The following is a 25362-nucleotide window of genomic DNA, read 5'->3' on the forward strand; positions in this document are numbered from 1 at the left end:
CTCCAACAAGGAAAACGACGATGAAGGAAATCAAGGCCGCGTTCGCGCCGCAGAAGCTGTCCGCCGTCACCGATGCCTTGCGGAAGGTGCCCGGCTATCCCGGCATGACCGTGATGAAGGCCGAGGCCCACGCCGCGCCGGCCCCGCGCGCGAAGACGAGCATCAAGGACGAGCTGAAGGATTCGATCCCGCGCGTGCGCATCGAGATCGTCGCGCCCGACGAGGTGGCGGAAGGGCTGATGGAGGCCATCGTCGCCGTCGTCTCGACGGGCGCGCCGGGCGACAGCGTGGTGTGGATGAGCGACGTGGAGCGCGCGGCCTTCGTGCGCAAGACGGTGTAGCGGCGGGCAGGGTGGTCGCGCATCCGGCGAGAGCACGAATGCCCACCGCGCGGCGCGGACCTGCCGCCACCGGCGCACGCGAATGCGGACGCCAGAAACGACAAAGCCCTTCCGAAGAAGGGCTTTGTCGTGCTGTTCTTTGGCTCCCCGACCTGGGCTCGAACCAGGGACCTACGGATTAACAGTCCGGCGCTCTACCGACTGAGCTATCGGGGAACAGCGAAGACTGCGATTATAAGCACGCTTCCCGATCATGCAAGCGTTTTGTCGAGAAAACGTCTGGCGTTGGCTTCGGCCCACGGCGTGGCGTCCGGTGCGGCGGTGGCGATCCGCGCGCCGCTTGCCCCGGAAGCCCGCCAGCCCGCAAGCCCGCCAAGCTCGTAAGACCGCAAGCTCGTAAGACCGCAAGCCCGCCTAGCCGCCCGCCGATAGATCCACCGTGCCGCACAGCCCCTGCGGATCGAGCATCGCGCGCAGCCCGCCGGCAATCCGCTTGCCGGTCGCCGAGGTGTACTTCGCGTAGTAGCCGAGGTTGTGCGCGCCCACGCCGTGCTCGGCGCTGTAGCTGCCGCCGAAATCTTCCACCACGATCGCGTAGAGCGCGTCGCGCAGCCCGGCCACGGTCGCGTCGTCGTAGGCAACAGCCGCATCGGCCGGCCAGATCAGGTTGTAGTGGATGCCGCCGTCGGCGATGTGGCCGAAGTCCACCACCACGAGCTGCGGGAAGCGCGCCGCCGCCATCGCGCCGGCCGCGCGGCGGAAATCCATCATGCGCGAGCGCGGCACCGACACGTCGAAGGCGATCGGCCGGCCCATGCGCCGCGCGCCCTCGGTGATGCTGTGGCGCAGCGCCCAGAGCTCCTCGCGGTCGCCGATGACAGCGTTTGCAACCAGCGTGTCGAAGTGCGCTTCGAGAAAGCGGTTGAGCGTCTCCTGCAACTCAAGCCCGGTGTACTGCGGCGAGCTGCTCGACTCCAGTTCGATCAGTACCGCGAAGTCCGGCACCGGCTCGGGCGCGAAGGGGTTGCGCAGACTGGGCACATGCTCGAAGGCCGCGCGCATCGCCGTGGCCGACATGCCCTCGAAGGCCGAGAAGAAGTCGCCGAGATCGCGCTCCAGCGCTTCCAGCAGCGCGATGACGGCCTCGTCCGACGCCGGCACCACGAGTGCCGTCGCCGACTGGCGCGGCTTGGGATGCACCTCCAGCGTCGCGCGCACGATCACGCCGCCCGCGCCCGCCGTGCCGACGAACAGCTGCTTGAAGTCGTAGCCCGTGTTGTCCTTGCGCAGCGCGCTGCCGAAATGCGCCAGCTCGCCCGGCGGATCGAGCAGCACCACGTCGAGCGCCATCAGGTTGTGGCGCACGTCGCCGTAGCGCACTAGCCGCGTGCCGCCGGTGTTGGTCGCCACCATGCCGCCGATGCTCGGATCGGCGCCGAGGTCGATCGGGAACCACAGCCCGTGCGGCTCCAGCCGTTCGTTCAGCGCCCACAGCGTCATGCCGGCATCGACGGTGACGCTGCGGTTGGCCACGTCGATCTCGCAATGCCCGCGCAGCCGCGACAGCGACAGCACGACCTGCCCGCCGCTCGCGTCGGGCGTGCTCGCGCCGACGAGGCCGGTGTTGGCGCCCTGGGGCACGAGCCGCACGCCCTCGCGCACGCACAGCTTCACCACCTCGCGCACCTCGTCGATGGAGGCGGGCCGGATCACGCAGCGCGCGCGACCGGCGCCGTAGCGCGCGCCGGTCAGATGCGGCGTCATGTCGTCGCCGAGCAGCAGGCCGTGGTCGCCGACGAGGGCGCGCAGTTCTTCGATGAAGGGGTCGGAGTTCATGGGCGGGAGCGGTGGGCGCGCGGGTTGCGCTTGCGGATGGGAGGCGCGGGGACTTCTTCGATGTCGGGCGCGGTGGTACGGCGGCGGGCAGCGAGCGCTTCGGCGCCACGGTCGGCGGCGGGTGTGTCGGCGCGATGTGCGGCGGGCGCGCCTTGCGGCAGGTCGTGCTCGTCGCTGCCCGCGTCGAGGTCGTCATCGCCGGGCGTGTCGGCTTCCTGCTCGGGCGCGGGCGCGATCACGTCGGGCAGTTCGGCCAGCACCTCGGCAACGACGGCTTCGAGCTGCTGGCGCAGCCAGCGGTGCACCGGGTCCTGCTGGTGGCGCAGATGCCAGACCGCGTACATCGGCATCGTCGGGCCGGGGAAGGGCAGCTCGCTGTCTGCAAGCCCTTGCAACACGCCCAGGCGCAGCAGGCTCGGCAGCGTCGCGATCATCGCGCTGCCGTCGAGAAAGGCGCGGATGCCCGCGAAGTTGGCCACCGTCACCACCACGCGCCGGCGCAGGCCGCGATCCTCCAGCCAGTGGTCGATGCCCAGGCGCCGCTGCGACGGCACGTACTGCACGCTCACATGCTCGGCGGCCTCGTAGTCGGCCAGGCTCGCGGGCGCGGCGCGATGGCGCGCGTCGTGGAACACGCGGTAGCGGTCGGAGAACAGCCGCTTCTGCACCACGTCATCGCCCTCGGGCGGGCGCGGCGAGATCACGAGCTGGCATTGCTGCTCGCGCAGCATGTCGAGCGTCGGCACGGTGGACGGGATCACGCGCAGCCGGAAGCCCGGCGCCTGCGCCTGCACCCGCGCGAACAGGCGCGGCAGCAGCAGATGGCATTGCAGGTCGTTGGCGGCGAGGGTCCAGGTCGCGTTCAGGCGGTCGAGCCGCAGCTCCTCGGCGATGGTGAAGCGGCGCATCTGCTCCAGCAGGCCGCGCGCCCGCGCGGCCAGCTCGTTCGCGCGCTCGGTCGGCGCGATGCCCCGGCCCATCTTCACGAACAGCGCGTCGCCCACCAGCGCGCGCAGCCGGTCGAGCCCGTGGCTCACCGCCGATTGCGACAGCCCCAGCCGCTGCGCCGCCGCCGTGACCGAGCCGGTCTCGTGCACCGCCACCAGCAGCGACAGCGAGCGGCCGTCAAGGTCGAGATGGGGATCGTCAGGCATCGGAATCATCAAATCGGTTCATGGGTCTGATCGTCTCGCGGGCATTGATCGCTGGCAAGCCGGCACGAATACTAGGTTCACCGCGACAGAACTCCCAGTGAGCGGCGGCTTCCAACAAATCCAGGTCAGGAGACATCCATCATGTCCGTGCATGAGACCGGCTGCACCAAGGTCAAGATCGAAGGCACCACGCTGTTCGACGGCGACCAGGCCCGCAAGGGCTATCAGCTCAACAAGATGTGCTACTCGTTCAACGACGCGGCCAACCGCGCCGCCTTCCAGGCCGACGAAGACGCCTACTGCCGCAAGTTCAACCTGACCGAGCAGCAGCACGCCGCCGTCAAGGCGAAGAACGTGCTGCAACTGATCGCCGCCGGCGGCAACGTGTACTACCTCGCCAAGTTCGCGGGCATCTTCGGCCTCGACGTGCAGGACCTCGGCGCCCAGCAGACCGGCATGACCAAGGACGAGTTCAAGGCCATGCTCCTGGCCTACGCCCACTGACCCGCCACCGGAAGGACCGAACCATGGCAAGCATCGTCGGTGGCGTCGCCACCTCCCACGTCCCGGCCATCGGCCGCGCCATCGCCAACAATCTCCAGGACGATCCCTACTGGAAGCCCTTCTTCGCCGGCTTCCCGCCGGTGCGCGACTGGATCGCCGAAGCCAAGCCCGATGTGGTCGTCGTGTTCTACAACGACCACGGCCTCAACTTCTTCCTCGACAAGATGCCGACCTTCGCCGTCGGCGCGGCGCCGAGCTACGTGAATGCCGACGAAGGCTGGGGCATCCCGTCGGTGCCCGCCTTCACCGGCGATCTCGACCTGTCGTGGCAGATCATCAACCACCTCGTCGCGGCCGAATTCGACATCACCACCTGCCAGGAAATGCTGGTGGACCACGCCTTCACGCTGCCGATGGCGCTGTGCTGGCCCGACCAAAACTGGCCGGTGAAGGTGGTGCCGGTGTGCATCAATACCGTCCAGTTTCCGCTGCCGAGCGCGAAGCGCTGCTGGAAGCTGGGCGAGGAAGTGGGCAAGGCCGTGCGCGACTGGAAGAGCGACGCGCGCGTGATGTTTCTCGGCACGGGCGGGCTGTCGCACCAGCTCGACGGCGAACGCGCCGGCTTCATCAACAAGCAATTCGACCTCGAATTCATGGAAAGCCTGATCGCCAACCCCAAGTGGGCGACGCAATTCAGCATCGAGCAGCTGGTGGAAAAGACCGGCACCCAGGGCGTCGAACTGCTCATGTGGCTCGCCACCCGCGCCGCGCTCGGCGACGGCCCGGTGCGGCAGGTGCACGCCAACTATCACATCCCGATCTCGAACACGGCGTCGGGGCTGATGGTGATGGAGCCGCGCGGCTGACGCTTCCCCCGCGACGGTTGGCTAAGCTCACGGGCCTTGGCAATCTCTGCCCATCCCGCCGGCGTCGCCCTGACGTCGGCGCAGCCGAACCCGACGGAGCCGCCCATGTCGCTCAACATCGACCTCACCCCGCAGCTTGAGGAACTCGTGCGCGCCAAGGTCGCGTCCGGTATGTACACGTCGGAAAGCGAAGTCGTGCGCGAGGCGCTGCGCCTCATGGAGCGCGAAGACGCGCTGCGGACCGCCCGGCTTGCCCAGCTTCGCGCCGACATCCGCGACGGCATCGACAGCGGCAGCGCCGGCACGCTCGACCTTGAAGACATCAAGCGCCGAGGCCGCGAACGCCTCGGCGGCAGCCAGGGCTGAACGATGGCCAGCGTCGCCACCACCCGGCGCGCGCTCGCCGATCTCGACGGCGTCTGGGACTACATCGCCGCCGACAACGCCGACGCGGCCGACCGCTTTCTTGACGAGCTGCGCTGCTTTCTCGACCTGATCGCGACCCAGCCCCTCATGGGGCGCGCCCGTCCAGAACTTGCCCCCGCCGTGCGCAGCCTGCCGTTCCAGCGCTACGTCCTCTTCTACCGGCCGCAAGCCGACGGCATCGAACTCGTCCGCTTCCTGCACGCCTCGCGCGACATCGCCGCCGACAGCTTCAGCTGACGCCGGGCGCGCCGACGGCCGCGCCCGCCCGCTGCGGCAAACTCCCCGCATGGACATCAAGCAGCTCGAATACTTCGTCGCGGTTGCCGAGCACCGCAGCTTCAGCCGCGCCTCGGTCGTGCTCGGTATCGCGCAATCGGCGCTCAGCCGGCAGGTGAGGGCGCTGGAAGTGGAACTGCGCGAGGTGCTGCTCACGCGCACCGGGCGCGGCGTGGAACTGACCGAACCCGGCGAACGCCTGTTCGCGCACAGCGCCGTCATCCTCCAGCAGCTCGAACAGGCGCGCGCCGAGATGAGCGCGATGCGCGACGAGCCGGTCGGGCAGATCACCATCGGCCTGCCGCCGAGCATGGGCCGCCAGCTCACGGTGCCGCTCATCGACGCCTTCCGCCGCCAGATGCCGAAGGCGCGGCTCGCGATCGTCGAGGGCCTCACCACCCACATCACCGAATGGCTCACCTCGGGCCGCGTGGACCTCGGCCTGCTCTACAACCCCGAGCCCCAGGCCGGCCTCGAAATCACGCCCGTGCTGTCCGAAACGCTCTGCCTCGTCGAGCCGGCCGTGCGCGGCGCCGACGGCAAGGCGCCCGCGCGCGCCGCCGTGCCGCTGGCCGACCTGCCGGGCCATCCGCTGATCCTGCCGCAGCGCGCCCATGTCATCCGCCGCCAGCTCGAAGCCCAGGCCACGTTCGCCGGCCTGCGGCTGAACATCGCCTGGGAGGTGTCGAGCGTCGCCGCGATCATCGACGTGGTCTGCGCCGGCTATGGCAGCGCGGTGCTCACGGCCGGCGCGGTGCGTGCCTCGGGCCGCGCGGGCGAACTGAGCTTCCGCCCGCTGTGCAACCCGGCGCTGCAAAGCGTGCTCTGCCTCGCCGTGCCCGCGAACAAACGACCGACCGCGCTGACGCGGCATGCGACGGGGCTGGTCAGGTCGCTGGTGGAAGCGTTGCCGCAGGCGGAGGCTGCGGCGTCGTTGCCGGGGTGAATAGAGTTGCCGTGTGCTTGATTGCCTTGCAATACACGGAAATTCGCGATAGCCAAAAACTAATGAGTGGCTAGTCGCGTGCTGTCAGGATGCTTATAGCTCGATCATATGCGTCTAGGATTGCAAGACTTAATGCTTCACAAAAAGCGGCGATGACGCAGGGGTCCATCGGATAAGTGCTGCCGGCTTTTCTTCTTGTCCATGCATAGGCGCCATCATGATTGCCAATTATTGATCTAAATTCACGGGCGTGATCTTCTCCGGTTGCCCCAAAGTAATCGGAGCGGCGATAATTCCAGATATTTCGGATTCGACTTGGGGATTGTTCGGGATCGCTTAACAGCTTTGTGTAATAAGTGGCATCTAGCCATTCCTTCTTTTCAAAAATTTTTCGAATTGTGATGTGTGCATTTTCCCATGCTATAGCATGAGGTTTGGTTCCTATTGCCTTAAATCGCAATTTTCCAGCGTAACTGCTGCCAACAAAGTTCTGTTGAGGGTCTTGAAAAAAATCTGCATGACCAGGGCCTAATGCCTTTTGCTTTAAGCTTGCGAGTTCATCTTCCTCGAATGAAATGGATATGCGATCGTTGAGTTTGCATAATTCAATGCATGCAAAATAAGCGCAATAGTAGGCAGATACTATTACCCAGGCCGATGGAAACCTTCCGGAGCGCATGCTTGATACCGCTTCATATTGTTTCTTTACGCGTTGCGCTCCAAGCAAAAAGTCGGCTATGCGGGCTTCTGAGAGTGCAGGGCCGTTTGGAATCACAATTCCTTGTTTTTGTTCAAATACGCTAAAAGATGTTCTGTCAGTTATTTCGACTGTTATGTATGGATCCATAATCAAATTATATTTCAAGGATGAATTTGCATTCAATGTCTTGAGATTCATGGCTTCGGTTTTGCTCGCCAAGTTCGCCAGCGTACTGACGCACGTATCAGCAATGAATTGTGAAAATCGATTCATGGGTACTTGTTGTGTGTGCTAACTTTAGCTTTTATTGAGAAGGTGGTGTTCATTCAAGTTCTCTCTCTTTGGTCGATTAAGTTGCGCCAAAAATCAGAGATTTCTTATTTAGAAACGTCACCTTCCCTCTTTTGGGTCGAGTCTTGTCGATCAGAAAAGGTCGTCTGAAAGTTTTGCTCTCTTATCGATATCGAGCTTATCGATCAAGTCCTTTTCTAAATTGTTGATGGCGTCATCGTTTGTGCCTGTGTGATACTCAAAGTTGATGCGATGAATCGCTTCAAATACATATTCAAATGATTCGGGTTTAAAGTTCCCTCTAAATAGTAGTGCGCTGTCGCAGGCTTTGTCGAAGATTCGAAATATGGCCTGAAAGAAGGCTGATTGTGTGAGCTTTTGAGGGACTCCTGCTTCCAGTAAATTATTGTATATGCCTGCCAAATAGTTCTTGATGAGTGCCTTCTTTTTTGGGTAGTCAAGGTCTTTTAATCGGTCGCCAGAAAGGATTTTATTGATCGCAATTTCAAAAGGTACATGGGACAGATAGCCCGGTCCCTTTTGCTCAGCACTAAGTTTGCCGCACAGTGCCGAGTCGCTTTCGGAGTTGAGGTCGCGGAATAGCTTGAGGCGAATATCATCAATCGAGTCTTGGGTAACTAAGAACTTCGTCAATTCAATGCGTAATGTTTTTGGTACGCCCTTGGCTGTCGAATTGATATCAATGAAATATTGGACTTCGTCAATTAATGATAGTCCAGTGAGGATGCAGATTGGCAATTTAACGTTTAAGGCTGGTTCAGCTTCCGTGGCAAGTTGTGCTCCATAAAGGCGGTGCTGTCCATCGATCACCAACAAAGAGCCAGGTGTGTCGCTTAGCGTCAAGATTCCGGTGGAGTCATTAAAGGTCGCTGGATGTTCTGGTTGGGTGCTTAATACAATAGCTCCCGGAATTACTCTGTCTTCAAGGTATTTTGCAATGCGACGCGCACGTGTCGAATCCAGTTGGCGCTGAAAGCCTTCTTGTGAATTCGTTGCGACACGATCGACTTTGCAAAGAGGAAAAAGAGATTTTGCATCAAGCGTAGTGAGATAGAAGCCGGTGTTTGCACGGCTAAGGTCAAAGGCAGGAAGTTCCATGGCGATTTCTGGTGGCGAAAATTTTCGTGCTTGTTATCGGAGACGCCAAGAGATTAAGCCCAAGAGAGCGTTCTTTGGTCAGCAAATTTCTCGGTTGTATTCCTCTCGAAGCTTTTGTGAGTATGGGGTTGCCGTCTTGAGATACCAGCTATCGCCACCCAGCACTATCTGAGATCCCCCCACCTCCCCACACTCCCACCTCACCAACCGACGCCACGCCCGCGCCTCTGCGCCGGCACCGCGCTCCCAGCGCGCACACAACTCCAACCGGCGTCGAACAGGGTTGAGGTGACATGAGCACAGTTGTGATCCGCGGCATTTCGTCGATGGCGACGCGCCAGGTGCTGGCCGAGCTGGCCGGCATCTACGAGGCGAAGGCCGGCGTGAAGGTGGACATCCTGTCCATCGGCGGCGTCGATGCCGCCAAGCGCGTGGCGGCGGGCGAGAGTTTCGACGTCGTCTTCCTCGCCACCGATGCCATCGACAAGCTCGTGGCCGGCGGCAGCGTGGTCGCGGGCAGCAAGGTCGATCTCGTCAACTCGACGACGGCCGTCGCGGTGCGCAAGGGCGCGCCGGCGCCCGACCTGTCGAGCGGCGACAGCCTGCGCGCCGCCGTGCTCGCCGCGCCCACCCTCAGCTATTCCACCGGCCCGAGCGGCGTCGCGCTCGCGAAGCAATTCGAGGCCTGGGGCATCGCCGACGAAATCAAGGCGCGCATCGTCACCGCACCGCCGGGCGTGCCGGTCGGCTCGCTTGTGGCCAGGGGCGAGGTGGCGCTCGGCTTCCAGCAGCTCAGTGAGCTGATCCATGTCGAGGGCATCGACATCGTCGGCAACCTGCCGGCGGACATCGCGATCAACACCGTGTTCTCGGCCGGCATCTGCGCCGCGAGCACACAGGCCGAGGCCGTGCGCGGTCTGCTCGCCTTCATGGCCTCGCCCGAGGCGGCCGAGGCCAAGCGCCGCCAGGGGATGGAGCCGGTCTGACTGGCCCGCGCTGCAAGCCTTTGCAGAACGCGCGCATTCCGACCGGCAGCAACGCCTCCCCACTGCACGACGACGCGCCGAGCCTCAAGACCACGCCCGCATCCGCAGCAGCACCGATCAAGCAACGACGGACCCAGGAGTCACCCAAATGATCATCGACGTACACGGCCATTACACGACCGCGCCGGCTGCCCTCGGCGCCTGGCGCGATCTCCAGATCGCCTCGCTCAAGGACCCGAGCAGGAAGCCCGATCCGGCCAGCCTGAAGATCAGCGACGACGAGCTGCGCGAGTCCATCGAGACCAACCAGCTCAAGCTGATGAAGGAACGCGGCAGCGACCTGACCATCTTCAGCCCGCGTGCCAGCTTCATGGCCCACCACATCGGTGACTTCGAAACCAGCAGCACCTGGGCCGCGATCTGCAACGAGCTGTGCTACCGCGTGAGCCAGCTGTTTCCGGACAACTTCATCGGCGCGGCGATGCTGCCGCAGTCGCCGGGCGTCGATCCCAAGACCTGCATTCCGGAACTGGAACGCTGCGTGAAGGAGTACGGCTTCGTCGGCATCAACCTCAACCCGGACCCCTCGGGCGGCCACTGGACCAGCCCGCCGCTGACCGACCGCCACTGGTACCCCATCTACGAAAAGATGGTCGAGTACGACATCCCGGCGATGATCCACGTGAGCACGAGCTGCAACGCCTGCTTCCACACGACCGGCTCGCACTACCTGAACGCCGACACGACGGCCTTCATGCAATGCCTGCAAGGCGACCTGTTCAAGGACTTCCCGACGCTGAAGTTCCTGATCCCGCACGGCGGCGGCGCGGTGCCCTACCACTGGGGCCGTTTCCGCGGTCTGGCGCAGGAGATGAAGAAGCCGCTGCTCGATGAGCATCTGCTCAACAACATCTTCTTCGACACCTGCGTGTACCACCAGCCGGGCATCGACCTGCTGACCAAGGTGATTCCGGTCAAGAACATCCTGTTCGCGTCGGAAATGATTGGCGCGGTGCGCGGCATCGACCCGTACAGCGGCCACTACTACGACGACACCAAGCGCTACGTCGCGGCCACGGCCAACCTCACCGACGAAGAGCGCTTCCAGATCTACGAAGGCAACGCGCGCCGCGTGTTCCCGCGCCTCGACGCCGCGCTCAAGGCCAAGGGCCTCTGAAGCCGCATCGCAAAAGCATCTACGGAGAATCGAACATGTACGAACTCGGTGTCGTCTATCGCAACATCAACCGCGCCGACCGCGAAGCCGCCGACGGCCTGGCCGCGCTCGGCTCGGCCACGGTGCACGAGGCCATGGGCCGCGTCGGCCTGCTCAAGCCCTACATGCGCCCGATCTTCGGCGGCGCCCAGGTGTCGGGCACGGCCGTGACGGTGCTGCTCCACCCCGGCGACAACTGGATGATGCATGTCGTCGCGGAACAGATTCAGCCGGGCGACGTAGTCGTCGCGGCCATCACCGCCGAATGCACCGACGGCTATTTCGGCGACCTGCTCGCCACCAGCTTCCAGGCGCGTGGCGCGCGCGCTCTCATCATCGACGCCGGTGTGCGCGACGTGAAGACGCTGACCGAGATGAACTTTCCGGTGTGGAGCAAGGCCATCAGCTCGAAGGGCACGATCAAGGCCACGCTCGGCTCGGTCAACATCCCCGTGGTGTGCGCCGGCATGCTCGTGACGCCGGGCGACGTGATCGTCGCCGACGACGACGGCGTGGTCTGCGTGCCGGCCGCGCGCGCGAAGGCGACGCTCGAAGCGGCGCGCAAGCGCGAGAGCTTCGAGGGCGAGAAGCGCGAGAAGCTGGCCTCCGGCATCCTCGGCCTCGACATGTACAAGATGCGCGAGCCGCTCGCGGCCGCCGGCCTCAAGTACATCGACTGAGGCGCCGCATGAGCACGCAGATCACGGCCGCCGGCGGCCTGCCCGCCGACCCGCGCGACTGGCGCATCGGCCTCGTCGGCTACGGCGAAGTCGGCCGCATCCTCGCCGAGGATCTGCGCGCCCGGGGCGTGGCCGTCTCGGCCTACGACCTCAAGCTCGCGAGCGCCGCGACCGACGGCCCGTTGCGCGAGCACGCCGCGAAGCACGGCGTGACGCTGGCCGACTCGCATGCCGAACTCGCCGCGGGCGCCGACTTCATCGTCAGCGCGGTCACCGCGAGCCAGACCGTCAAGGTAGCGGAAGCCTGCGCGCCGGCCGTGAAGCCGGGCGCGTTCTTCCTCGACTTCAACTCGGCCTCGCCGGGCGCCAAGCAGCGCGCCGCCGCGCTCATCGACGGGCAGGGCGGGCGCTACGTGGAAGGCGCGGTGATGACGAGCATCCCGCCGTACCGCATCAAGGTGCCGCTGCTGCTCGGCGGCGCCTCGGCCGCCGCGCTGAGCGAATGCATCAACCGGCTCGGCTTTGCGAGCAAGGTGGCGAGCGAGAAGCTCGGCGTTGCAAGCGCTACCAAGATGTGCCGCAGCGTGATGATCAAGGGCCTGGAGGCGATGGTCATCGAGAGCTTCACCGCCGCGCGCCATTACGGCGTGGAGGACGCGGTGATCGCGAGCCTGCACGAAACCTTCCCCGGCATCGACTGGGAAAAGAACGCCGCCTACTTCTTCCAGCGCGTGATCGAGCACGGTCGCCGCCGCAGCGAGGAAGTGCGCGAAGTGGCCGAAACCGTGCGCGACGCCGGCCTCGTGCCGTGGAGCGCGAGCGGCACGGCCGAGCGCCAGGCCTGGGTGGCCGAGCTCGCCGATGGCGGGCTGTTCGGCACCAAGGGCACGCCCGAATTCGCACGCAGCGCCGACTGGCGCACCGAAGCCGATCGCATCCTCGGCCACGTCAGCAACAAGGACTGATCACCATGAGCAAACCCACCACGGGCGATTTCACCAAGACCGCCGGCTGGCTCGACTGGTACACCGGCCCGAGCAAGCCCGCCTTCACGCTGCCGGCCGGCGCGGTCGATGCGCACTGCCATGTGTTCGGCCCCGGCGCCGAATTTCCCTACGCGCCCGAGCGCAAGTACACGCCCTGCGACGCGAGCAAGGCCGAGCTGTACGCGCTGCGCGACCACCTCGGCTTCGCGCGCAACGTGATCGTGCAGGCGACCTGCCACGGCGCCGACAACCGCGCGATGGTCGATGCCTGCGTGAACAGCGGCGGCAAGGCTCGCGGCGTCGCCACGGTGCGCCGCAGCGTGACCGATGAAGAAATCCAGGCCATGCATGACGCCGGCGTGCGCGGCGTGCGCTTCAACTTCGTCAAGCGGCTGGTCGACTTCACGCCGAAGGACGAACTGATGGAGATCGCCGGCCGCATCGCCAAGTGGGGCTGGCATGTGGTGATCTATTTCGAGGCGGTCGATCTGCCCGAGCTGTGGGACTTCTTCACCGCGCTGCCCACGACCGTGGTGGTCGATCACATGGGCCGCCCCGACGTGAGCAAGCCCATCGACGGCCCGGAGTTCGAGCTGTTCCTCAAGTTCATGCGCGAGCACGGGAACGTGTGGAGCAAGGTGAGCTGCCCCGAGCGCCTGTCCGTCACCGGCCCCAAGGCGCTCGACGGCGAGCGCAATGCCTATACCGACGTGATTCCGTTCGCGCGCCGCGTGGTCGAGGAGTTTCCGGATCGCGTGCTCTGGGGTACCGACTGGCCGCACCCCAACCTCAAGGACCACATGCCCGACGACGGCCTGCTGGTGGACTTCATCCCGCACATCGCGCCGACGGCCGAGCTTCAGCAGAAGCTGCTCGTCGCCAACCCGATGCGCCTGTACTGGCCCGACGAAGTGAAGAGCTGACCATGGCACTCGACAAGCCTTACATCGACATTCCCGGCACGACCATCTTCGACGCGGAGCAGTCGCGCAAGGGCTACTGGCTCAACCAGTTCTGCATGAGCCTCATGAAGGCCGCGAACCGCGAGCGCTTCAAGGCCGACGAGCGCGCCTATCTCGACGAATGGCCGATGACCGAGGACCAGAAGCTCGCGGTGCTCGCGCGTGACCTCAACCGCTGCATCGCGCTCGGCGGCAACATCTACTTTCTCGCCAAGATCGGCGCGACCGACGGCAAGAGCTTTCAGCAGATGGCGGGCAGCATGACCGGCATGACCGAGGACGAGTACCGGGCGATGATGATCGCGGGCGGTCGCTCGGCCGAGGGCAACCGCCGCCTCGGCGAGGACGGCGACGCCCAGCCGCATCGTCAACCGCAGGGCCAGGCCGGCCAGAAGAAGGAGGGCTGACATGGCTCGCATCACCGCATCCGTCTACACCTCGCATGTGCCGGCCATCGGCGCCGCGATCGACCAGGGCAAGACCGGCGAGGCCTACTGGCAGCCGCTGTTCAAGGGCTATGACTTCTCGAAGCAATGGCTTGAGACCAACAAGCCCGACGTGGTCTTCCTCGTCTACAACGACCATGCAACCGCTTTCAGCCTGGAGCTGATTCCCACGTTCGCGATCGGCACGGCGGCGCAGTACAACCCGGCCGACGAAGGCTGGGGCCCGCGCCCGGTGCCCAAGGTGATCGGCCATCCGGAACTCGCCTCGCACATCGCGCAAAGCGTGATCCAGGACGATTTCGACCTCACGATCGTCAACAGGATGGACGTGGACCACGGCCTCACGGTGCCGCTGAGCCTCATGTGCGGCCAGCCGGGCGAGTGGCCGTTCAAGGTCATCCCCTTCGCCGTCAACGTGGTGCAGTACCCGGTGCCCTCGGGCCGGCGCTGCTACAACCTCGGCAAGGCGATCCGCAAGGCGGTCGAGAGCTTCGATGAAGACCTCAACGTGCAGATCTGGGGCACGGGCGGCATGAGCCACCAGCTCCAGGGCGCGCGCGCCGGCCTCATCAACCGCGACTGGGACAACCAGTGGCTCGACAAGCTCATCGACGACCCCGAGGCCGCCGCCGGCACGCCGCACATCGACTATGTGCGCGAGTCGGGCTCGGAAGGCATCGAACTCGTGATGTGGCTGATCGCGCGCGGCGCGATGGCCGATGTCGACGGCGGCCCGAAGCCGACCGTGAAGCACCGCTTCTATCACGTGCCCGCGAGCAATACCGCCGTCGGTCACGTCATCCTCGAAAACAACCGCTGAAACGGACGACCCTCATGGAAAAGACGATCAAGGTCGCCCTCGCGGGCGCGGGTGCCTTCGGCATCAAGCACCTCGACGGCATTAAAAACATCGACGGCGTCGAAGTCGTGTCGCTCATCAGCCGCGACCTCGACAAGACGAAGGAAGTGGCCGCCAAGTACGGCATCGGCCATGTGACGACCGAGCTGGCCGACGCGCTGGCGCTGCCGGAAGTGGACGCCGTCATTCTCTGCACGCCGACGCAGATGCACGCCTCGCAAGCCCTTGCATGCCTCAAGGCCGGCAAGCATGTGCAGGTGGAAATCCCGCTGTGCGACGTGCTGAAGGACGGCGAGGAAGTGGTGAAGGCGGCGGAAGAAACCGGCCTCGTGGCGATGTGCGGCCATACCCGCCGCTTCAACCCGAGCCACCAGTACGTGCACAAGAAGATCGAGGCCGGCGAGTTCAACATCCAGCAGATGGATGTGCAGACCTATTTCTTCCGTCGCACCAACATGAACGCGCTCGGCGAGCCGCGCTCGTGGACCGACCACCTGCTGTGGCACCACGCCGCGCACACGGTCGATCTGTTCGCCTACCAGGCCGGCAGCCCGATCGTGAAGGCGAATGCGATTCAGGGCCCGATCCATCCGGTGCTCGGCATCGCGATGGACATGAGCATCCAGCTCAAGGCCGCCAACGGCGCGATCTGCACGCTCTCGCTCAGCTTCAACAACGACGGCCCGCTCGGCACCTTCTTCCGCTACATCGGCGACACCGCGACCTACATCGCGCGCTACGACGATCTGGTCAACGGCAAGGAAGAGAAGATCGACGTGAGCAAGGTCGATGTGTCGATGAACGGCATCGAGCTTCAGGACCGCGAGTTCTTCGCCGCGATCAGGGAAGGCCGCCAGCCCAACGCCAGCGTGGCCAGCGTGCTGCCTTGCTACCAGGTGCTGCACCAACTCGAACAGCAGTTGAACGCGGGCTGATCCGCGCATCGTCGCCGGCGCCGCGCGGCCGGCGCGTCCGGCCGGTCCGTTACCGGAAGTGCGGACCGGCCGGAGCCGCCCGCCGTCCTCGCAAGGGGCCGGCGGGCGTTTTCACATACACAAGGAGCATTCGCATGCGCCAGCGACAACTCGGCCCGTTCACCGTCAGCGCCATCGGCCTCGGCTGCATGAACCTCAGCCATGCCTACGGCGTCCCGCCGTCGCCCGAGCAGGGCGCGCAGGTGCTGCTCAAGGCGCTCGACCTCGGCTGCACGCTGTTCGATACCGCCGCGCTCTACGGCTTCGGCGCCAACGAGGAGCTGGTCGGCAAGGTGCTCGCGCCGCATCGCAGCCGCTTCACGCTCGCGAGCAAGTGCGGCATGCAGGGCGTGGGCGGCAAGCGCGTGATCGACGGCCGCCCGGCCACGCTGCGCGCCACCTGCGAGGACAGCCTGCGCCGCCTGCGCACCGACGTGATCGACCTCTACTACCTGCACCGCTGGGACAAGGCGGTGCCGATCGAGGACTCGGTGGGCGCGCTGGCCGACCTCGTGAAGCAAGGGAAGATCCGCGCGATCGGCCTGTCGGAAGTGTCGGCCGCGACGCTGCGCCGCGCGCATGCGGTGCATCCCATCACCGCCGTGCAGACCGAGTACTCGCTGTGGACGCGCAATGCCGAGGTGGCCGTGCTCGATGCCTGCAAGCAGCTGGGCACGGCCTTCGTCGCCTTCAGCCCGGTGGCGCGCGGCTTCCTCACCGGCGCGCTGCGCGACGTGGCCACGCTCGACGCCAAGGACATCCGCCGGGCGATGCCGCGCTTCGCGCCCGACAACTACGCGGCCAACCTCCGGTTGCTCGAAGCCTTCGAGGCGCTCGCCGCGCAGGCGGGCGTGACGCCGGCCCAACTCGCGCTTGCGTGGCTGCTGGCGCAGGGCGATCACATCATCCCGATCCCGGGCACGACGAGCCTCGCGCATCTGGCCGACAACCTCGCGGCGGCCGACCTCGACCTGCCGGCCGAGGTGCTGGCGCGCGCGGGCGAGCTGATCAACGCGGGCAATGTGGTCGGGCCGCGCTATCCGGCGGCGGTGCAGGTCGAGATCGATACCGAGGAAGTGCCGAGCTGATCGGCCAGGGGCCTGTCGGCGCACGCGGCCGCGCCGCGCCGACAGGCCGTCGCGCGGGGCGCCGACGAGCGCAGTGCACGGCCGTCGTCAGCGGTCGCAGTGCCGGCCGCCACGCTTCGCCCTCGCCGCGTCGTCATCATCCCGGCCGCAGCCGTGCCACGGGTGATGATGGTGATGCCCGCCGCGCGGCACGAGCAGCAGCGCCTGCGTGAGCACCGGCGTGGATTCGTTGCTGCCGGCGGACCGCGCGATGGCGAGGATTTCGCCGCGATCGTTGACCGCCACCGCGCGGCTGATGATGACCGGCAGGGTCCGGTCAGCCGGATCGACGAGATCGTTGAGGTCCTGGAAAGGCTGGCCGTCGAAGGACACCACGCCGCGATTGCCGTCGATCTCGCCCGAGCCGGGCCAGTAGTAGGGCGCCTCGCCCACCACCACGCCGTGGTTGTTGAGCGCCAGCGCGATGCTGTTGCTGGAGCCGCCGGCATCGTGGCCGAGGCTGCCGAGGTCGGTCATCTTCCCGTCATCCCACAGGAAGCCGTGATTGCCGAACGGGCCCCTGGCGGTCCCGACCAGGGCCATGCCGACCACCTGGCCGCGATCGTTGATCGCGGTCGGCGTCGACATGCAGCCGCCCGGGTTCGATGCGTCGAGGTCGCCGAGCCGCGTGAGGGTGCCGCCCGACCAGATCACCGCGCACTGGCTTCGCATCACGCCGTCCACCCAGAAATCGACAAGGCCGGTCATGGTGCCCTGGCGGTTCATGAAGTCCACGCCGGCGGCCATGGTCCGGCCTTCGGGGTCGGTGCCCAGTATCTCCAGCTCGCGCGCCTGGCCGTTGGTCCAGACCACGGGGCGCGGCCCCTTGTTCACGCCGTTCTCGTAACGGAAGGCGAGCCCGGCCACCACGCCCGAATCGTTGACCGCATTGGCCCAGCTCATGCCGTAGCCCTGGGCATCGGTCCAGGGCGTGCCGAGATTGGTGAGCCGGCCGCCCTGCCAGCTGAACGCGCGCAAGCCCAGATTGACGCCGTCGCGGAAGTAGGTGGACATGCCCACGACCTGACCCGATGACGACAGGCCGCGCGCGGAGCTGTAGGTCTCGGCGGGAAAACGCGCGGGCAGGGCGCCGTCCACCAGCACGCGGATGCGCGTCATGCGTCCGTCCTGCCACAGGAAGGCGCGGCCGCCTTCGTAGCGTTCCCAGGGCTTGTTCAGCACCGGCGCGTCGCCCGCAACCTGACCGGCATCGTTGACGAAGCTGCCGATCGTTCCGCTGAACACCCCCTGCTCGCTGCCGAAATGGCCCAGCTCGATGAGCTGCCCGCGCGACCACAGCAGCCCGATCGGATCCCGGAGGCCGCCGGGCGAGTAGTCGCCGGAGCGCAGCGTGACCAGGCCCCGGTTGTTGAGTGCGCGGGGCATCGAATAGCCCGTCGGCCACTCCGGCGTGCCGCCGTAGCCGAGGCCACCGAGGTTGACGATGTCGTACATCGGCTCGGCCGCGACCGGGGTGCCGAGCGTGGCCGCGAGCAGGAGCGCGGCGAGGGACAGGCAAGGGTTCATGGAGATCTCCTGGCGTGGGGCGCGACCGTCAGCGGTCGCAGTGCCAGCCGCCGCGCTTCGCGCTCGCCGCGTCGTCGTCATCCCGGCCGCAGCCGTGCCAGCGGTGATGCCGGTGGTGGTGATGCCAGCCGCGCGGCACGAGCAGCAGCGCCTGCGTGAGCATCGGCGAATCGTTGCTCTCGTTGGACCGGGCGACGACGAGGATGTCGCCGCGATCGTTCACGGCCACCGCCGTGCGGATCACGAGCCGCGCCACGTCGGCCGGATCGACGAGCGTGTTGAGATCGACGAAGGGTTCGCCGTCGATCGACACCACCGCATGCTCGCCGACCGGCTGGCCGTCCTGGTCGTACACCTCCGATTCGCCGACCGCGACGCCGCGTTCGTTCATCGCGGTGACGGCGCTGTAGCTGAAGCCGCCGGCGCCGGTCTGGAGCGCGCCGAGATCGGTCGCCCGGCCGTCCTCCCACCGGAAGCCGTGCACGCCGAGGAACTCGCTGCCCACGCCCCAGGCCGTCGTGCCCGCGACCTGGCCGCGATCATTGATGGCGGTGACGACGCCGTAATCGCAGCCGCCGATGCCGGGCACGAAGTCGTCGATGATGATGGCCCGCCCGCCCGACCAGAGCATCGCGCAGGTGCCGCGCAGCTGGTGATCGACATACCACTGGGCCGAGCCGCCGATGAGGCCATGCCGGTTGATGACCGTCGCCTCCGACTGCGAGTTGCCCTCGGCGTCGGTGCCCAGGTCGGGCAGGCGGTGGATGCTGCCGCCGGCCCAGAAGACCGCGCGCGGCCCCCTGTTGACGCCGCCCACGTAGTCGAAGGCGGTGCCGACCACGGTGCCCGATTCATTCAGCGCGCGCGCCCAGCTCATGCCGTAGCCGCGCGCGTCGGTGCCGAGGGTGCCGAGGTTGGTCATGCGCCCGCCCTGCCAGCTGAAGGCGCGCAGGCCGAGGTCGGTGCCGTCGCGGTAGTAGCTCGACATGCCGACCACCTGGCCCGATCCGCTGATCGCGACACCCCGGCTCTGCGACTCGTTCGTGTAGCGCGCGGGCGGCCTGCCCTCGACGAGCAGGCCGAGGTCGGTCATGCGCCCGTCCTGCCAGACGAAGGCATGGGTGCCGCGCAGCGGTTCCCACGGGTACATGACGACGAGCGATTCCCCCGTGATCTGGCCGGCGTCATTGATGGCGCGCGGCACGGTGCAGCAGATGTAGAGCGGATAGCTGCCGAGATAGGGCAGCTGCGTGAGCGTGCCGCGCGACCAGAGCGCGGGGCGCGGATCGCGCGCGATGCCCTCGGTCGCGTAATCGACCGAGGTGAGCGTGACCTGGCGCCGGTTGTTGAGCGCGTAGGGGACGGTGCGGCCGCTGGGATATTCGGGCGTGTTGCCGTAGCCGAAGCTGCCGAGGTTGATGACGTCGTACTCGGGCTCGGCGGCCAGCGCGGTCGTGGCCATGACGGCCGCCAGCGCGAGCGCGGCCAGGGGTGTTGCTCGGTCCATGTGCAGGCTCCTCCTCAAGGCGGAGCGGTGCGTTGCCGCCCCGGCTGCGCCCATCGTCGCCCCGCGTTTCGGCCGCAGGTGTTACGCGCAAGTGCCTGCAAGCGACTGCAAGCGGAGGTTTCGGGCGACGGGCTCAGCCCTCGCCGCGCGCGGCCTCCTCGGCGAGACGGCGGCGGGCATGCAGCCGGAATTCGGTCGGCCGCATGCCGGTCTGCTTGCGGAAGAAACGCCCGAAGTAGGCCTCGTCGTCGAAGCCGAGCAGGGCCGCGATCTGCTTGACGCTGAGCGACGAATAGATGAGTTCGCGCTGGGCCTCGTGCACGACGCGGCCGTTGATGACATCGAGCGACGACATGCCGAGCAGCTCGCGGCACAGCCGCGTGAGCTGGCCCGCCGTCACGCCCAGCTCGGTCGCGTAGCTGTCCACGCCGCGCCGTTCGCGGAAGCGCGCATCCACCAGCGCGCGGAACTGCTCGATCTGCGCCGCCTTGCGCGTGCGCACGCCGCCGCCGTCGGGCGCGAGCGCGCCGAGCCGCGCGATCTGCACGAACAGCGCCGTCATTAGCGCCATGCCGGCCGCGACCTGGCCGCGCGCATGCACCTGGGTCTCGCGCGCGATCGCGTCGAACAGCGGCATGAGCGCGTCGGCATGGCGCGAGGGCTCGTGCACCGCGATGACGGCCGGGCGGCGCAGCGTGTCGAGCAGCTCGGGCGCGGCGGCGGCGGCCATGTTTTCGAGCGGGCGCTGGGCGGCGGTGACGACCGGCCCGTCCACCTCGGGCGTGAAATGGAAGCCGTGCACCGAACGCGCCGGCGCGACGATGAGCGTGCCCGGCCTGACCGGCCACTTGCGGTCGTCGATGAAGGCTTCGCCGCCGCCGCTGCTCACGTAGAGCACCTGGATCAGCGAGTCGTGCAGGTGGGGCTTGATCTCCCAGTTGAAGGCGCTCGACCGTTCGGTGATGCGCTCGAACTGCACCAGCCCCTGCCAGTCGGGATCGGCCGCGTCGCCGTAGAGCGCGAAGTTGGGAACGCTGCGCGTGACGGCCGCCGGCGTGCGCGCGGGCGGGCTGGCGGGCTTGGGGTTTTCATCGAGTCGCATGCAGGAATTGTCCGGTTGTTGGCTGGATTTGTCGATTTACCGGCCGGGCCGCCGCCGAGGATGATCCTCCCCCATCGAGACAGCATTTCACCGGGAGGATCGAGCTTGAAAACGCTTGCAGTCCAAGGCCATGCCGCTTGTCGGGCGGTCATCGAACATTGCTGCGCTGCGCCGGAATCGTCTGGTTGCGCGCAGCCGCAGGTCTGCGGGTTTTCCCGCGTTTCGCGGAGGCCGGCATGAGCGCCGCGCGTGGCGGCTGGCTCGCGCTGGCCGGGCGCGTGGTGGTCGTGACCGGCGCGGCGAGCGGCATCGGCGCGGCGGTGGCCGAGGGCGCGGCGCGGCTCGGCGCGCGGGTCGCGCTGCTCGACCGTGACGGCCCCGGCGCGGCGCGCCACGCGGCCCGGCTCGCGGCCGAGGGCGCCGACACGCTCGCGCTGCAATGCGACATCGCCGACGAGGCTGCCGTGGCCGCCGCCGCCGCCCGTGTCGAGCGCGAACTGGGGCCGGCCGACGGCCTCGTCAACAACGCCGGCATGCTGCGCGCCGGCGCGCTCGGCGAGGTGAGCCTGGCCGACTGGAACGCGGTGCTCGGCGTCAACCTCACGGGCTATCTGCTGTGCTCGCGCAGCTTCGGCGCGCAGATGACGGCGCGCGGTCGCGGCAGCATCGTCAACATCGCGTCGATCGCCGCCTGCCATCCGCAGACGCGCAGCGGTGCCTACAGCGCGAGCAAGGCCGGCGTGCTGCTGCTGTCGCGCCAGATGGCGGCCGAATGGGGGCCGCTCGGCGTGCGCAGCAACGCCGTCTGCCCCGGAATGATCCGCACCGCGCTGAGCGAAAAGTTCTACGAGCAGCCGGGCTTCGAGCAGAAGCGCGCCGCCATCACCGCGAGCCGGCGCATCGGCCGGCCCGACGACATCGCCGATGTCGCGCTCTTCCTGCTCAGCGACCGCGCCGGCTATGTGAACGGCGCCGAGCTGATGGTGGACGGCGGCATGAGCAGCATGCTCATGGACCTCGTCCCGCGCCCCGGCTTCAACGACACCGGCGCCGAGCGCCAGGCCGCGGCCGCCTAGGCGCGCGCAGTACCGGCCAGGCCCGGCCGGCTGCGCCGCCGGGCAGCGCGCCACCGCAACGAGCCGGGCCGCGCGCCCCGGCAGCGAGCCGGGCCGCGCCCGCCAACCGACCCAATTCCGCCCCGCGCACATTGCACCGGCCGCGCCCGCGCGCCGCCGGCAGGGGCGACCTTTGGCTGGAGGAATGACATGGCAAGCAACCCGACGGCGACCGCCTCCGCGCGGCCGCTCGACTGCGACCTGCTCGTGATCGGCGCGGGCGCGGGCGGTCTCGCGACCGCCATCACCGCGAAGAAGCACGGCCTCGACGTGATCGTCATCGAGAAGGACCGCTTCTTCGGCGGCACCACCGCCTTCTCGGGCGGCGTGCTGTGGATACCGGGCAATCCGGTGTCGGCCCGTGCCGGCGCGCGCGACAGCCGCGAGGCCGCGCGCGACTACCTGCGCGCCGAGACCGGCGCCTTCTACGACGACGCGGCGGTCGAGGCCTTTCTGGACGCCGGCCCGCGCATGGTCGAATGGTTCGAGCGCGAGACCGAAGTCAAGTTCGTGCCGACGCTCTATCCCGACTACCACCCGACGCAACCCGGCGGCGTGGACATCGGCCGCTCGATCCTCGCCGCGCCTTACGACATCCGCAATCTCGGCGCCGACATGGCTCGGCTGCGCCCGCCGCTCGCGACCATCACCTTCATCGGGATGATGTTCAACTCGTCGAATGCGGATCTGAAGCACTTCTTCAACGCCACGCGCTCGCTCGCGTCGGCGATGTACGTGACGAAGCGGCTCGCCGCGCATCTGAAGGAGCTGCTGCTGTACCGGCGCGGCGTGCAGGTCACGAGCGGCAACGCACTCGCGGCGCGGCTCGCGAAGACGGCGCTGTCGCTCGGCATCCCGATCCGCACGAGCACGCCGGCGCGCGAGCTGATCGTCGAGGGCGATCGCGTGACCGGCGCGCTCGCGGCCGGGCCGGACGGCGAGCTGCGCATCCGCGCGCGGCGCGGCGTGGTGCTGGCGAGCGGTGGCTTCTCGCATGACCTGCAACGGCTGCGCGCCGCCTATCCGCATGTGAAGCGCGGCGGCGAGCATCTGTCGCCGGTGCCCGAGGCCAATACCGGCGACGGCGCGCGGCTGGCCGAGCGCGCGGGCGGCACGGTCCCGCTGCGTTTCGGCCAGGCGGCGGCGTGGATGCCGGTGTCGCGCGTGCCGATGGCGGGCGGGCGCAGCGGCGTGTTCCCGCATCTGCTCGACCGCTACAAGCCGGGGATCATCGGCGTGACGCGCCAGGGCCGGCGCTTCTGCAACGAGAGCGAGAGCTATCACGACGTCGGCGCCGCGATGATCGAAGCCTGCAAGGGCGAGCGCGAGACGGCGATGTGGCTCGTCTGCGATCACGCGACGATCCGCAAGTACGGCCTCGGCTTTGCCAAGCCGGCGCCGGTGCCGCTCGGGCCGCTGATCCGCAAGGGCTATCTGTTCAAGGGCGCGACGCTGGCCGAGCTGGGCGCCAAGGCCGGCATCGACGGCGCGGCGCTCGAAGCGACGGTGCGCGAATACAACCAGGGCGCAATTCACGGCGAGGACCGGCAGTTCGGGCGCGGCACGACCTCGTTCAACCGCTACCTCGCCGATCCGGCCAATCAGCCCAACCCCTGCGTCGCGCCGGTCGGCGCCGGGCCGTACTACGCGGTCAAGGTGATCATGGGCGACCTCGGCACCTTCGACGGCATCCGCACCGACACCGTCGGCCGCGTGCTGCGCGAAGGCGGCGACGCCATCGACGGCCTCTACGCCGTGGGCAACGACCGCGCCAGCATGATGGGCGGCAACTACCCCGGCGCCGGCATCACGCTCGGGCCGATCATGACCTTCGGCTGGATCACGGGGCGGCATGTGGCGGGCGTCGACGACGCGGCGGCGTCGGACCTGGCGGCCGACGCGGGGCGCGCGGCCCTCGCGCGAGCACGGCCCGCCGATGCGAGCGTGACGGCCGATGCCCACGCCGCCACGGTGCCGGCCGCCCTCGCGCCGCCCGCTCACGAACTCGTCGCGCGCGGAGCCGGCCATGTCGCCTAAGCCGCTCGTCGATCACCGCATCTACACGATCGTGCCGCGCCGCATGGCCGAGTTCCTCGACGTGTTCGACCGGCTCGCGATGCCGATCCTGCTGGAGACGCTCGGCCATCCGATCGGCTTCCACACCAGCCTCGTCGGGCCGCAGAACCAGTTCGTCCACCTCTGGGGCTATGACGACCTCGCCGACTACGAGCGGCGCAGCGCGCGGCGCGATTCGCATCCCGACTTCCCGGCCTATCTCCAGGCGTCGGCGCATCTGATCGTCGCTCAGGAGACGCGGCTGATCCGCGCCGTCGCGCTGCCGAGCGTGAAGGGCTGGCGTCATGGCTGAGGCGCGCCCGTCATCCGCCGCCGCGCCTGCAAGCGATTGCACGGCCGGCGCGCCCGCCACCTGCGCGCCCGACTTCACCGGCCGCGTCGCGCTCGTGACCGGCGGTGCCGACGGCATCGGCCTTGCAATCGCGCGCCGGCTCGCGGCGGGCGGGGCGCGCGTCGTCATCGCCGACCTCGACCGCGAGGCCGCCGTGGCGCGCGCGAGCGGACTCGGCCCGCGCCATCTCGGCCGCGCGGCGGACGTGGCCGACGCGGCGCAGGTCGAGGCGCTCGTCGCGGGCGTGCTCGCCGATTGCGGCCGGCTCGACGTGCTGGTCAACAACGCCGGCATCGGCGAGCCGGGCGTCGCCACCGCCGAGCAGGACGCCGCCGTCTTCGACCGTGTGCTGCGCGTGAACCTGCACGGCTGCTACCTGATGTGCCGCGAGGCCGGCCGCGCGATGCTGGCCGTCGCGGGGCAGGGCGGGCGCGAGGCGTCACGCGCGCTGGCGGGCCAGACGGAAACGGCCGCGCCCGCCAGCCCCGCCATCGTCAACCTCGCCTCGATCGCCGGCCTCGCCGGCATCCCGACGCGCAACGCCTACGGCGCGGCCAAGGCCGGCGTCGTCGCGATGACGCGCTCGCTCGCCTGCGAATGGGCGCGCGCCGGCATCCGCGTGAACGCGGTCGCGCCGGGCTATGTGCGAACCGCGCTGGTGGAGCGGCTCGCGGCCGGCGGCGGCATCGACCTGGGCGCGATCGCGCGCCGCACGCCGCTCGGCCGGCTCGCCGCACCCGAGGAGATCGCCGAGGCGGTCGCCTTCCTCGCCTCGCCGCGCGCGAGCTACGTGACCGGCACGGTGCTGGCCGTGGACGGCGGGTGGCTCGCGCTCGGTGCGCCGGAATCGGCGCTCGATCCGCTCGCGCAGGCACTCGGCGCGGGCGGCCTCGTCGATCCGGCGCGGATCGACGAGGCCGCGTCCGGCGCCCGTTCGCCCGTCGCCAGCCCGAAGGAGCCCGCCCGCCACTGACCCCCGCATCACCCACAGACGCCGCGGCCAGCGGCG

The 25362-nt window shown here is 67.7% G+C and carries 26 protein-coding genes and 1 tRNA gene; 19 read left to right on the forward strand and 8 right to left on the reverse strand.

The genetic code is table 11. The annotated features are described in order from the left end of the window. Window positions 1-20 precede the first annotated feature (20 nt). Window positions 21-341, forward strand: coding sequence for a P-II family nitrogen regulator (locus H566_RS0106675; protein ID WP_028310831.1), 321 nt, complete (start codon window positions 21-23; stop codon window positions 339-341). Between the two features lie 140 nt (window positions 342-481). Here H566_RS0106675 and H566_RS0106680 read toward each other — a convergent pair. The 3 genes from H566_RS0106680 to H566_RS23435 form a co-directional block, all read right to left on the reverse strand. Further along, a tRNA-Asn gene (locus H566_RS0106680) sits at window positions 482-557 on the reverse strand. 198 nt (window positions 558-755) lie between these two features. After that, window positions 756-2177 carry an FAD-binding oxidoreductase gene (locus H566_RS0106685; RefSeq protein WP_028310832.1) on the reverse strand — a complete coding sequence of 474 codons (1422 nt, stop codon included), beginning with the start codon at window positions 2175-2177 and terminating at the stop codon, window positions 756-758. Continuing rightward, window positions 2174-3331, reverse strand: a complete 1158-nt coding sequence (locus H566_RS23435; RefSeq protein ID WP_084544958.1) for a LysR substrate-binding domain-containing protein — start codon at window positions 3329-3331, stop codon at window positions 2174-2176. Before H566_RS23435 ends, H566_RS0106685 begins: the two co-directional genes overlap by 4 nt. Window positions 3332-3472: 141 nt before the next feature. Between H566_RS23435 and H566_RS0106695 the strand changes: the two genes are divergently transcribed. The 5 genes from H566_RS0106695 (at window position 3473) to H566_RS0106715 (ending at window position 6349) form a co-directional block, all read left to right on the forward strand. Then, entirely contained in the window at window positions 3473-3835 is a 363-nt protein-coding gene (locus H566_RS0106695; protein ID WP_051378260.1) for a protocatechuate 4,5-dioxygenase subunit alpha, read from the forward strand. 23 nt (window positions 3836-3858) lie between these two features. Further along, window positions 3859-4701, forward strand: a complete 843-nt coding sequence (locus H566_RS0106700; RefSeq protein WP_028310834.1) for a class III extradiol dioxygenase family protein — start codon at window positions 3859-3861, stop codon at window positions 4699-4701. 105 nt (window positions 4702-4806) lie between these two features. Continuing rightward, complete coding sequence (locus H566_RS0106705; protein ID WP_028310835.1) at window positions 4807-5067, forward strand: type II toxin-antitoxin system ParD family antitoxin; 261 nt, start codon at window positions 4807-4809, stop codon at window positions 5065-5067. 3 nt (window positions 5068-5070) lie between these two features. After that, window positions 5071-5364, forward strand: coding sequence for a type II toxin-antitoxin system RelE/ParE family toxin (locus tag H566_RS0106710; protein WP_028310836.1), 294 nt, complete (start codon window positions 5071-5073; stop codon window positions 5362-5364). 49 nt (window positions 5365-5413) lie between these two features. Then, a complete protein-coding gene (locus tag H566_RS0106715; RefSeq protein WP_028310837.1) occupies window positions 5414-6349 on the forward strand; it encodes a LysR family transcriptional regulator in 936 nt (311 codons plus the stop codon). 70 nt (window positions 6350-6419) lie between these two features. On the opposite strand, the gene H566_RS28835 is transcribed toward H566_RS0106715, so the two are convergent. Both H566_RS28835 and H566_RS28095 read right to left on the reverse strand, forming a co-directional pair. Beyond that, complete coding sequence (locus tag H566_RS28835; protein WP_156924323.1) at window positions 6420-7322, reverse strand: hypothetical protein; 903 nt, start codon at window positions 7320-7322, stop codon at window positions 6420-6422. 150 nt (window positions 7323-7472) lie between these two features. After that, window positions 7473-8459 carry a DGQHR domain-containing protein gene (locus H566_RS28095; RefSeq protein ID WP_084544850.1) on the reverse strand — a complete coding sequence of 329 codons (987 nt, stop codon included), beginning with the start codon at window positions 8457-8459 and terminating at the stop codon, window positions 7473-7475. A 293-nt stretch (window positions 8460-8752) separates the two neighbouring features. Here H566_RS28095 and H566_RS0106720 point away from each other — a divergent pair, with 293 nt between their 5' ends. The 9 genes from H566_RS0106720 to H566_RS0106760 all read left to right on the forward strand — a co-directional run bounded on the left by H566_RS0106720 (window position 8753) and on the right by H566_RS0106760 (window position 16656). Then, window positions 8753-9445, forward strand: a complete 693-nt coding sequence (locus H566_RS0106720; protein ID WP_028310838.1) for a substrate-binding domain-containing protein — start codon at window positions 8753-8755, stop codon at window positions 9443-9445. Window positions 9446-9593: 148 nt separating this feature from the next. Beyond that, entirely contained in the window at window positions 9594-10622 is a 1029-nt protein-coding gene (locus H566_RS0106725) for an amidohydrolase family protein (RefSeq protein ID WP_028310839.1), read from the forward strand. 35 nt (window positions 10623-10657) lie between these two features. After that, window positions 10658-11341, forward strand: a complete 684-nt coding sequence (gene ligK, locus H566_RS0106730) for a 4-carboxy-4-hydroxy-2-oxoadipate aldolase/oxaloacetate decarboxylase (RefSeq protein ID WP_028310840.1) — start codon at window positions 10658-10660, stop codon at window positions 11339-11341. An 8-nt stretch (window positions 11342-11349) separates the two neighbouring features. Then, window positions 11350-12306, forward strand: coding sequence for an NAD(P)-dependent oxidoreductase (locus H566_RS0106735; RefSeq protein WP_051378262.1), 957 nt, complete (start codon window positions 11350-11352; stop codon window positions 12304-12306). A gap of 5 nt (window positions 12307-12311) precedes the next feature. Further along, complete coding sequence (locus tag H566_RS0106740; RefSeq protein ID WP_028310842.1) at window positions 12312-13250, forward strand: amidohydrolase family protein; 939 nt, start codon at window positions 12312-12314, stop codon at window positions 13248-13250. Window positions 13251-13252: 2 nt separating this feature from the next. Further along, window positions 13253-13696: a protocatechuate 4,5-dioxygenase subunit alpha gene (gene ligA, locus H566_RS0106745; RefSeq protein WP_028310843.1), complete on the forward strand. Its 444-nt coding sequence runs from the start codon at window positions 13253-13255 to the stop codon at window positions 13694-13696. 1 nt (window position 13697) lies between these two features. Next, complete coding sequence (locus H566_RS0106750; protein WP_028310844.1) at window positions 13698-14555, forward strand: class III extradiol dioxygenase subunit beta; 858 nt, start codon at window positions 13698-13700, stop codon at window positions 14553-14555. Between the two features lie 14 nt (window positions 14556-14569). Continuing rightward, window positions 14570-15529, forward strand: a complete 960-nt coding sequence (locus H566_RS0106755) for a Gfo/Idh/MocA family oxidoreductase (protein ID WP_028310845.1) — start codon at window positions 14570-14572, stop codon at window positions 15527-15529. Between the two features lie 134 nt (window positions 15530-15663). Next, a complete protein-coding gene (locus tag H566_RS0106760; RefSeq protein ID WP_028310846.1) occupies window positions 15664-16656 on the forward strand; it encodes an aldo/keto reductase in 993 nt (330 codons plus the stop codon). An 87-nt stretch (window positions 16657-16743) separates the two neighbouring features. On the opposite strand, the gene H566_RS0106765 is transcribed toward H566_RS0106760, so the two are convergent. The 3 genes from H566_RS0106765 to H566_RS23440 form a co-directional block, all read right to left on the reverse strand. Next, complete coding sequence (locus H566_RS0106765) at window positions 16744-18222, reverse strand: HAF repeat-containing protein (RefSeq protein WP_028310847.1); 1479 nt, start codon at window positions 18220-18222, stop codon at window positions 16744-16746. Window positions 18223-18250: 28 nt separating this feature from the next. Then, window positions 18251-19729, reverse strand: a complete 1479-nt coding sequence (locus H566_RS0106770; RefSeq protein ID WP_028310848.1) for an HAF repeat-containing protein — start codon at window positions 19727-19729, stop codon at window positions 18251-18253. Window positions 19730-19862: 133 nt separating this feature from the next. Then, the gene (locus H566_RS23440; protein ID WP_051378264.1) at window positions 19863-20831 is read right to left on the reverse strand and encodes a helix-turn-helix domain-containing protein; all 969 of its coding nucleotides are present in this window, start codon (window positions 20829-20831) and stop codon (window positions 19863-19865) included. Window positions 20832-21067: 236 nt separating this feature from the next. Between H566_RS23440 and H566_RS0106780 the strand changes: the two genes are divergently transcribed. The 4 genes from H566_RS0106780 (at window position 21068) to H566_RS23450 (ending at window position 25326) form a co-directional block, all read left to right on the forward strand. Further along, the gene (locus H566_RS0106780; protein WP_028310849.1) at window positions 21068-21907 is read left to right on the forward strand and encodes an SDR family NAD(P)-dependent oxidoreductase; all 840 of its coding nucleotides are present in this window, start codon (window positions 21068-21070) and stop codon (window positions 21905-21907) included. A gap of 189 nt (window positions 21908-22096) precedes the next feature. Beyond that, window positions 22097-23983, forward strand: coding sequence for an FAD-dependent oxidoreductase (locus H566_RS23445; protein WP_084544853.1), 1887 nt, complete (start codon window positions 22097-22099; stop codon window positions 23981-23983). Further along, the gene (locus H566_RS0106790; RefSeq protein WP_028310850.1) at window positions 23973-24314 is read left to right on the forward strand and encodes an NIPSNAP family protein; all 342 of its coding nucleotides are present in this window, start codon (window positions 23973-23975) and stop codon (window positions 24312-24314) included. Before H566_RS23445 ends, H566_RS0106790 begins: the two co-directional genes overlap by 11 nt. Beyond that, the gene (locus H566_RS23450; RefSeq protein ID WP_084544854.1) at window positions 24307-25326 is read left to right on the forward strand and encodes an SDR family NAD(P)-dependent oxidoreductase; all 1020 of its coding nucleotides are present in this window, start codon (window positions 24307-24309) and stop codon (window positions 25324-25326) included. The genes H566_RS0106790 and H566_RS23450 overlap by 8 nt, the downstream gene beginning before the upstream one ends. The last annotated feature ends 36 nt before the right edge of the window (window positions 25327-25362 follow it).

The sequence above is a fragment of the Derxia gummosa DSM 723 genome (genome assembly GCF_000482785.1).
Classification (GTDB): Bacteria; Pseudomonadota; Gammaproteobacteria; order Burkholderiales; family Burkholderiaceae_E; genus Derxia; species Derxia gummosa.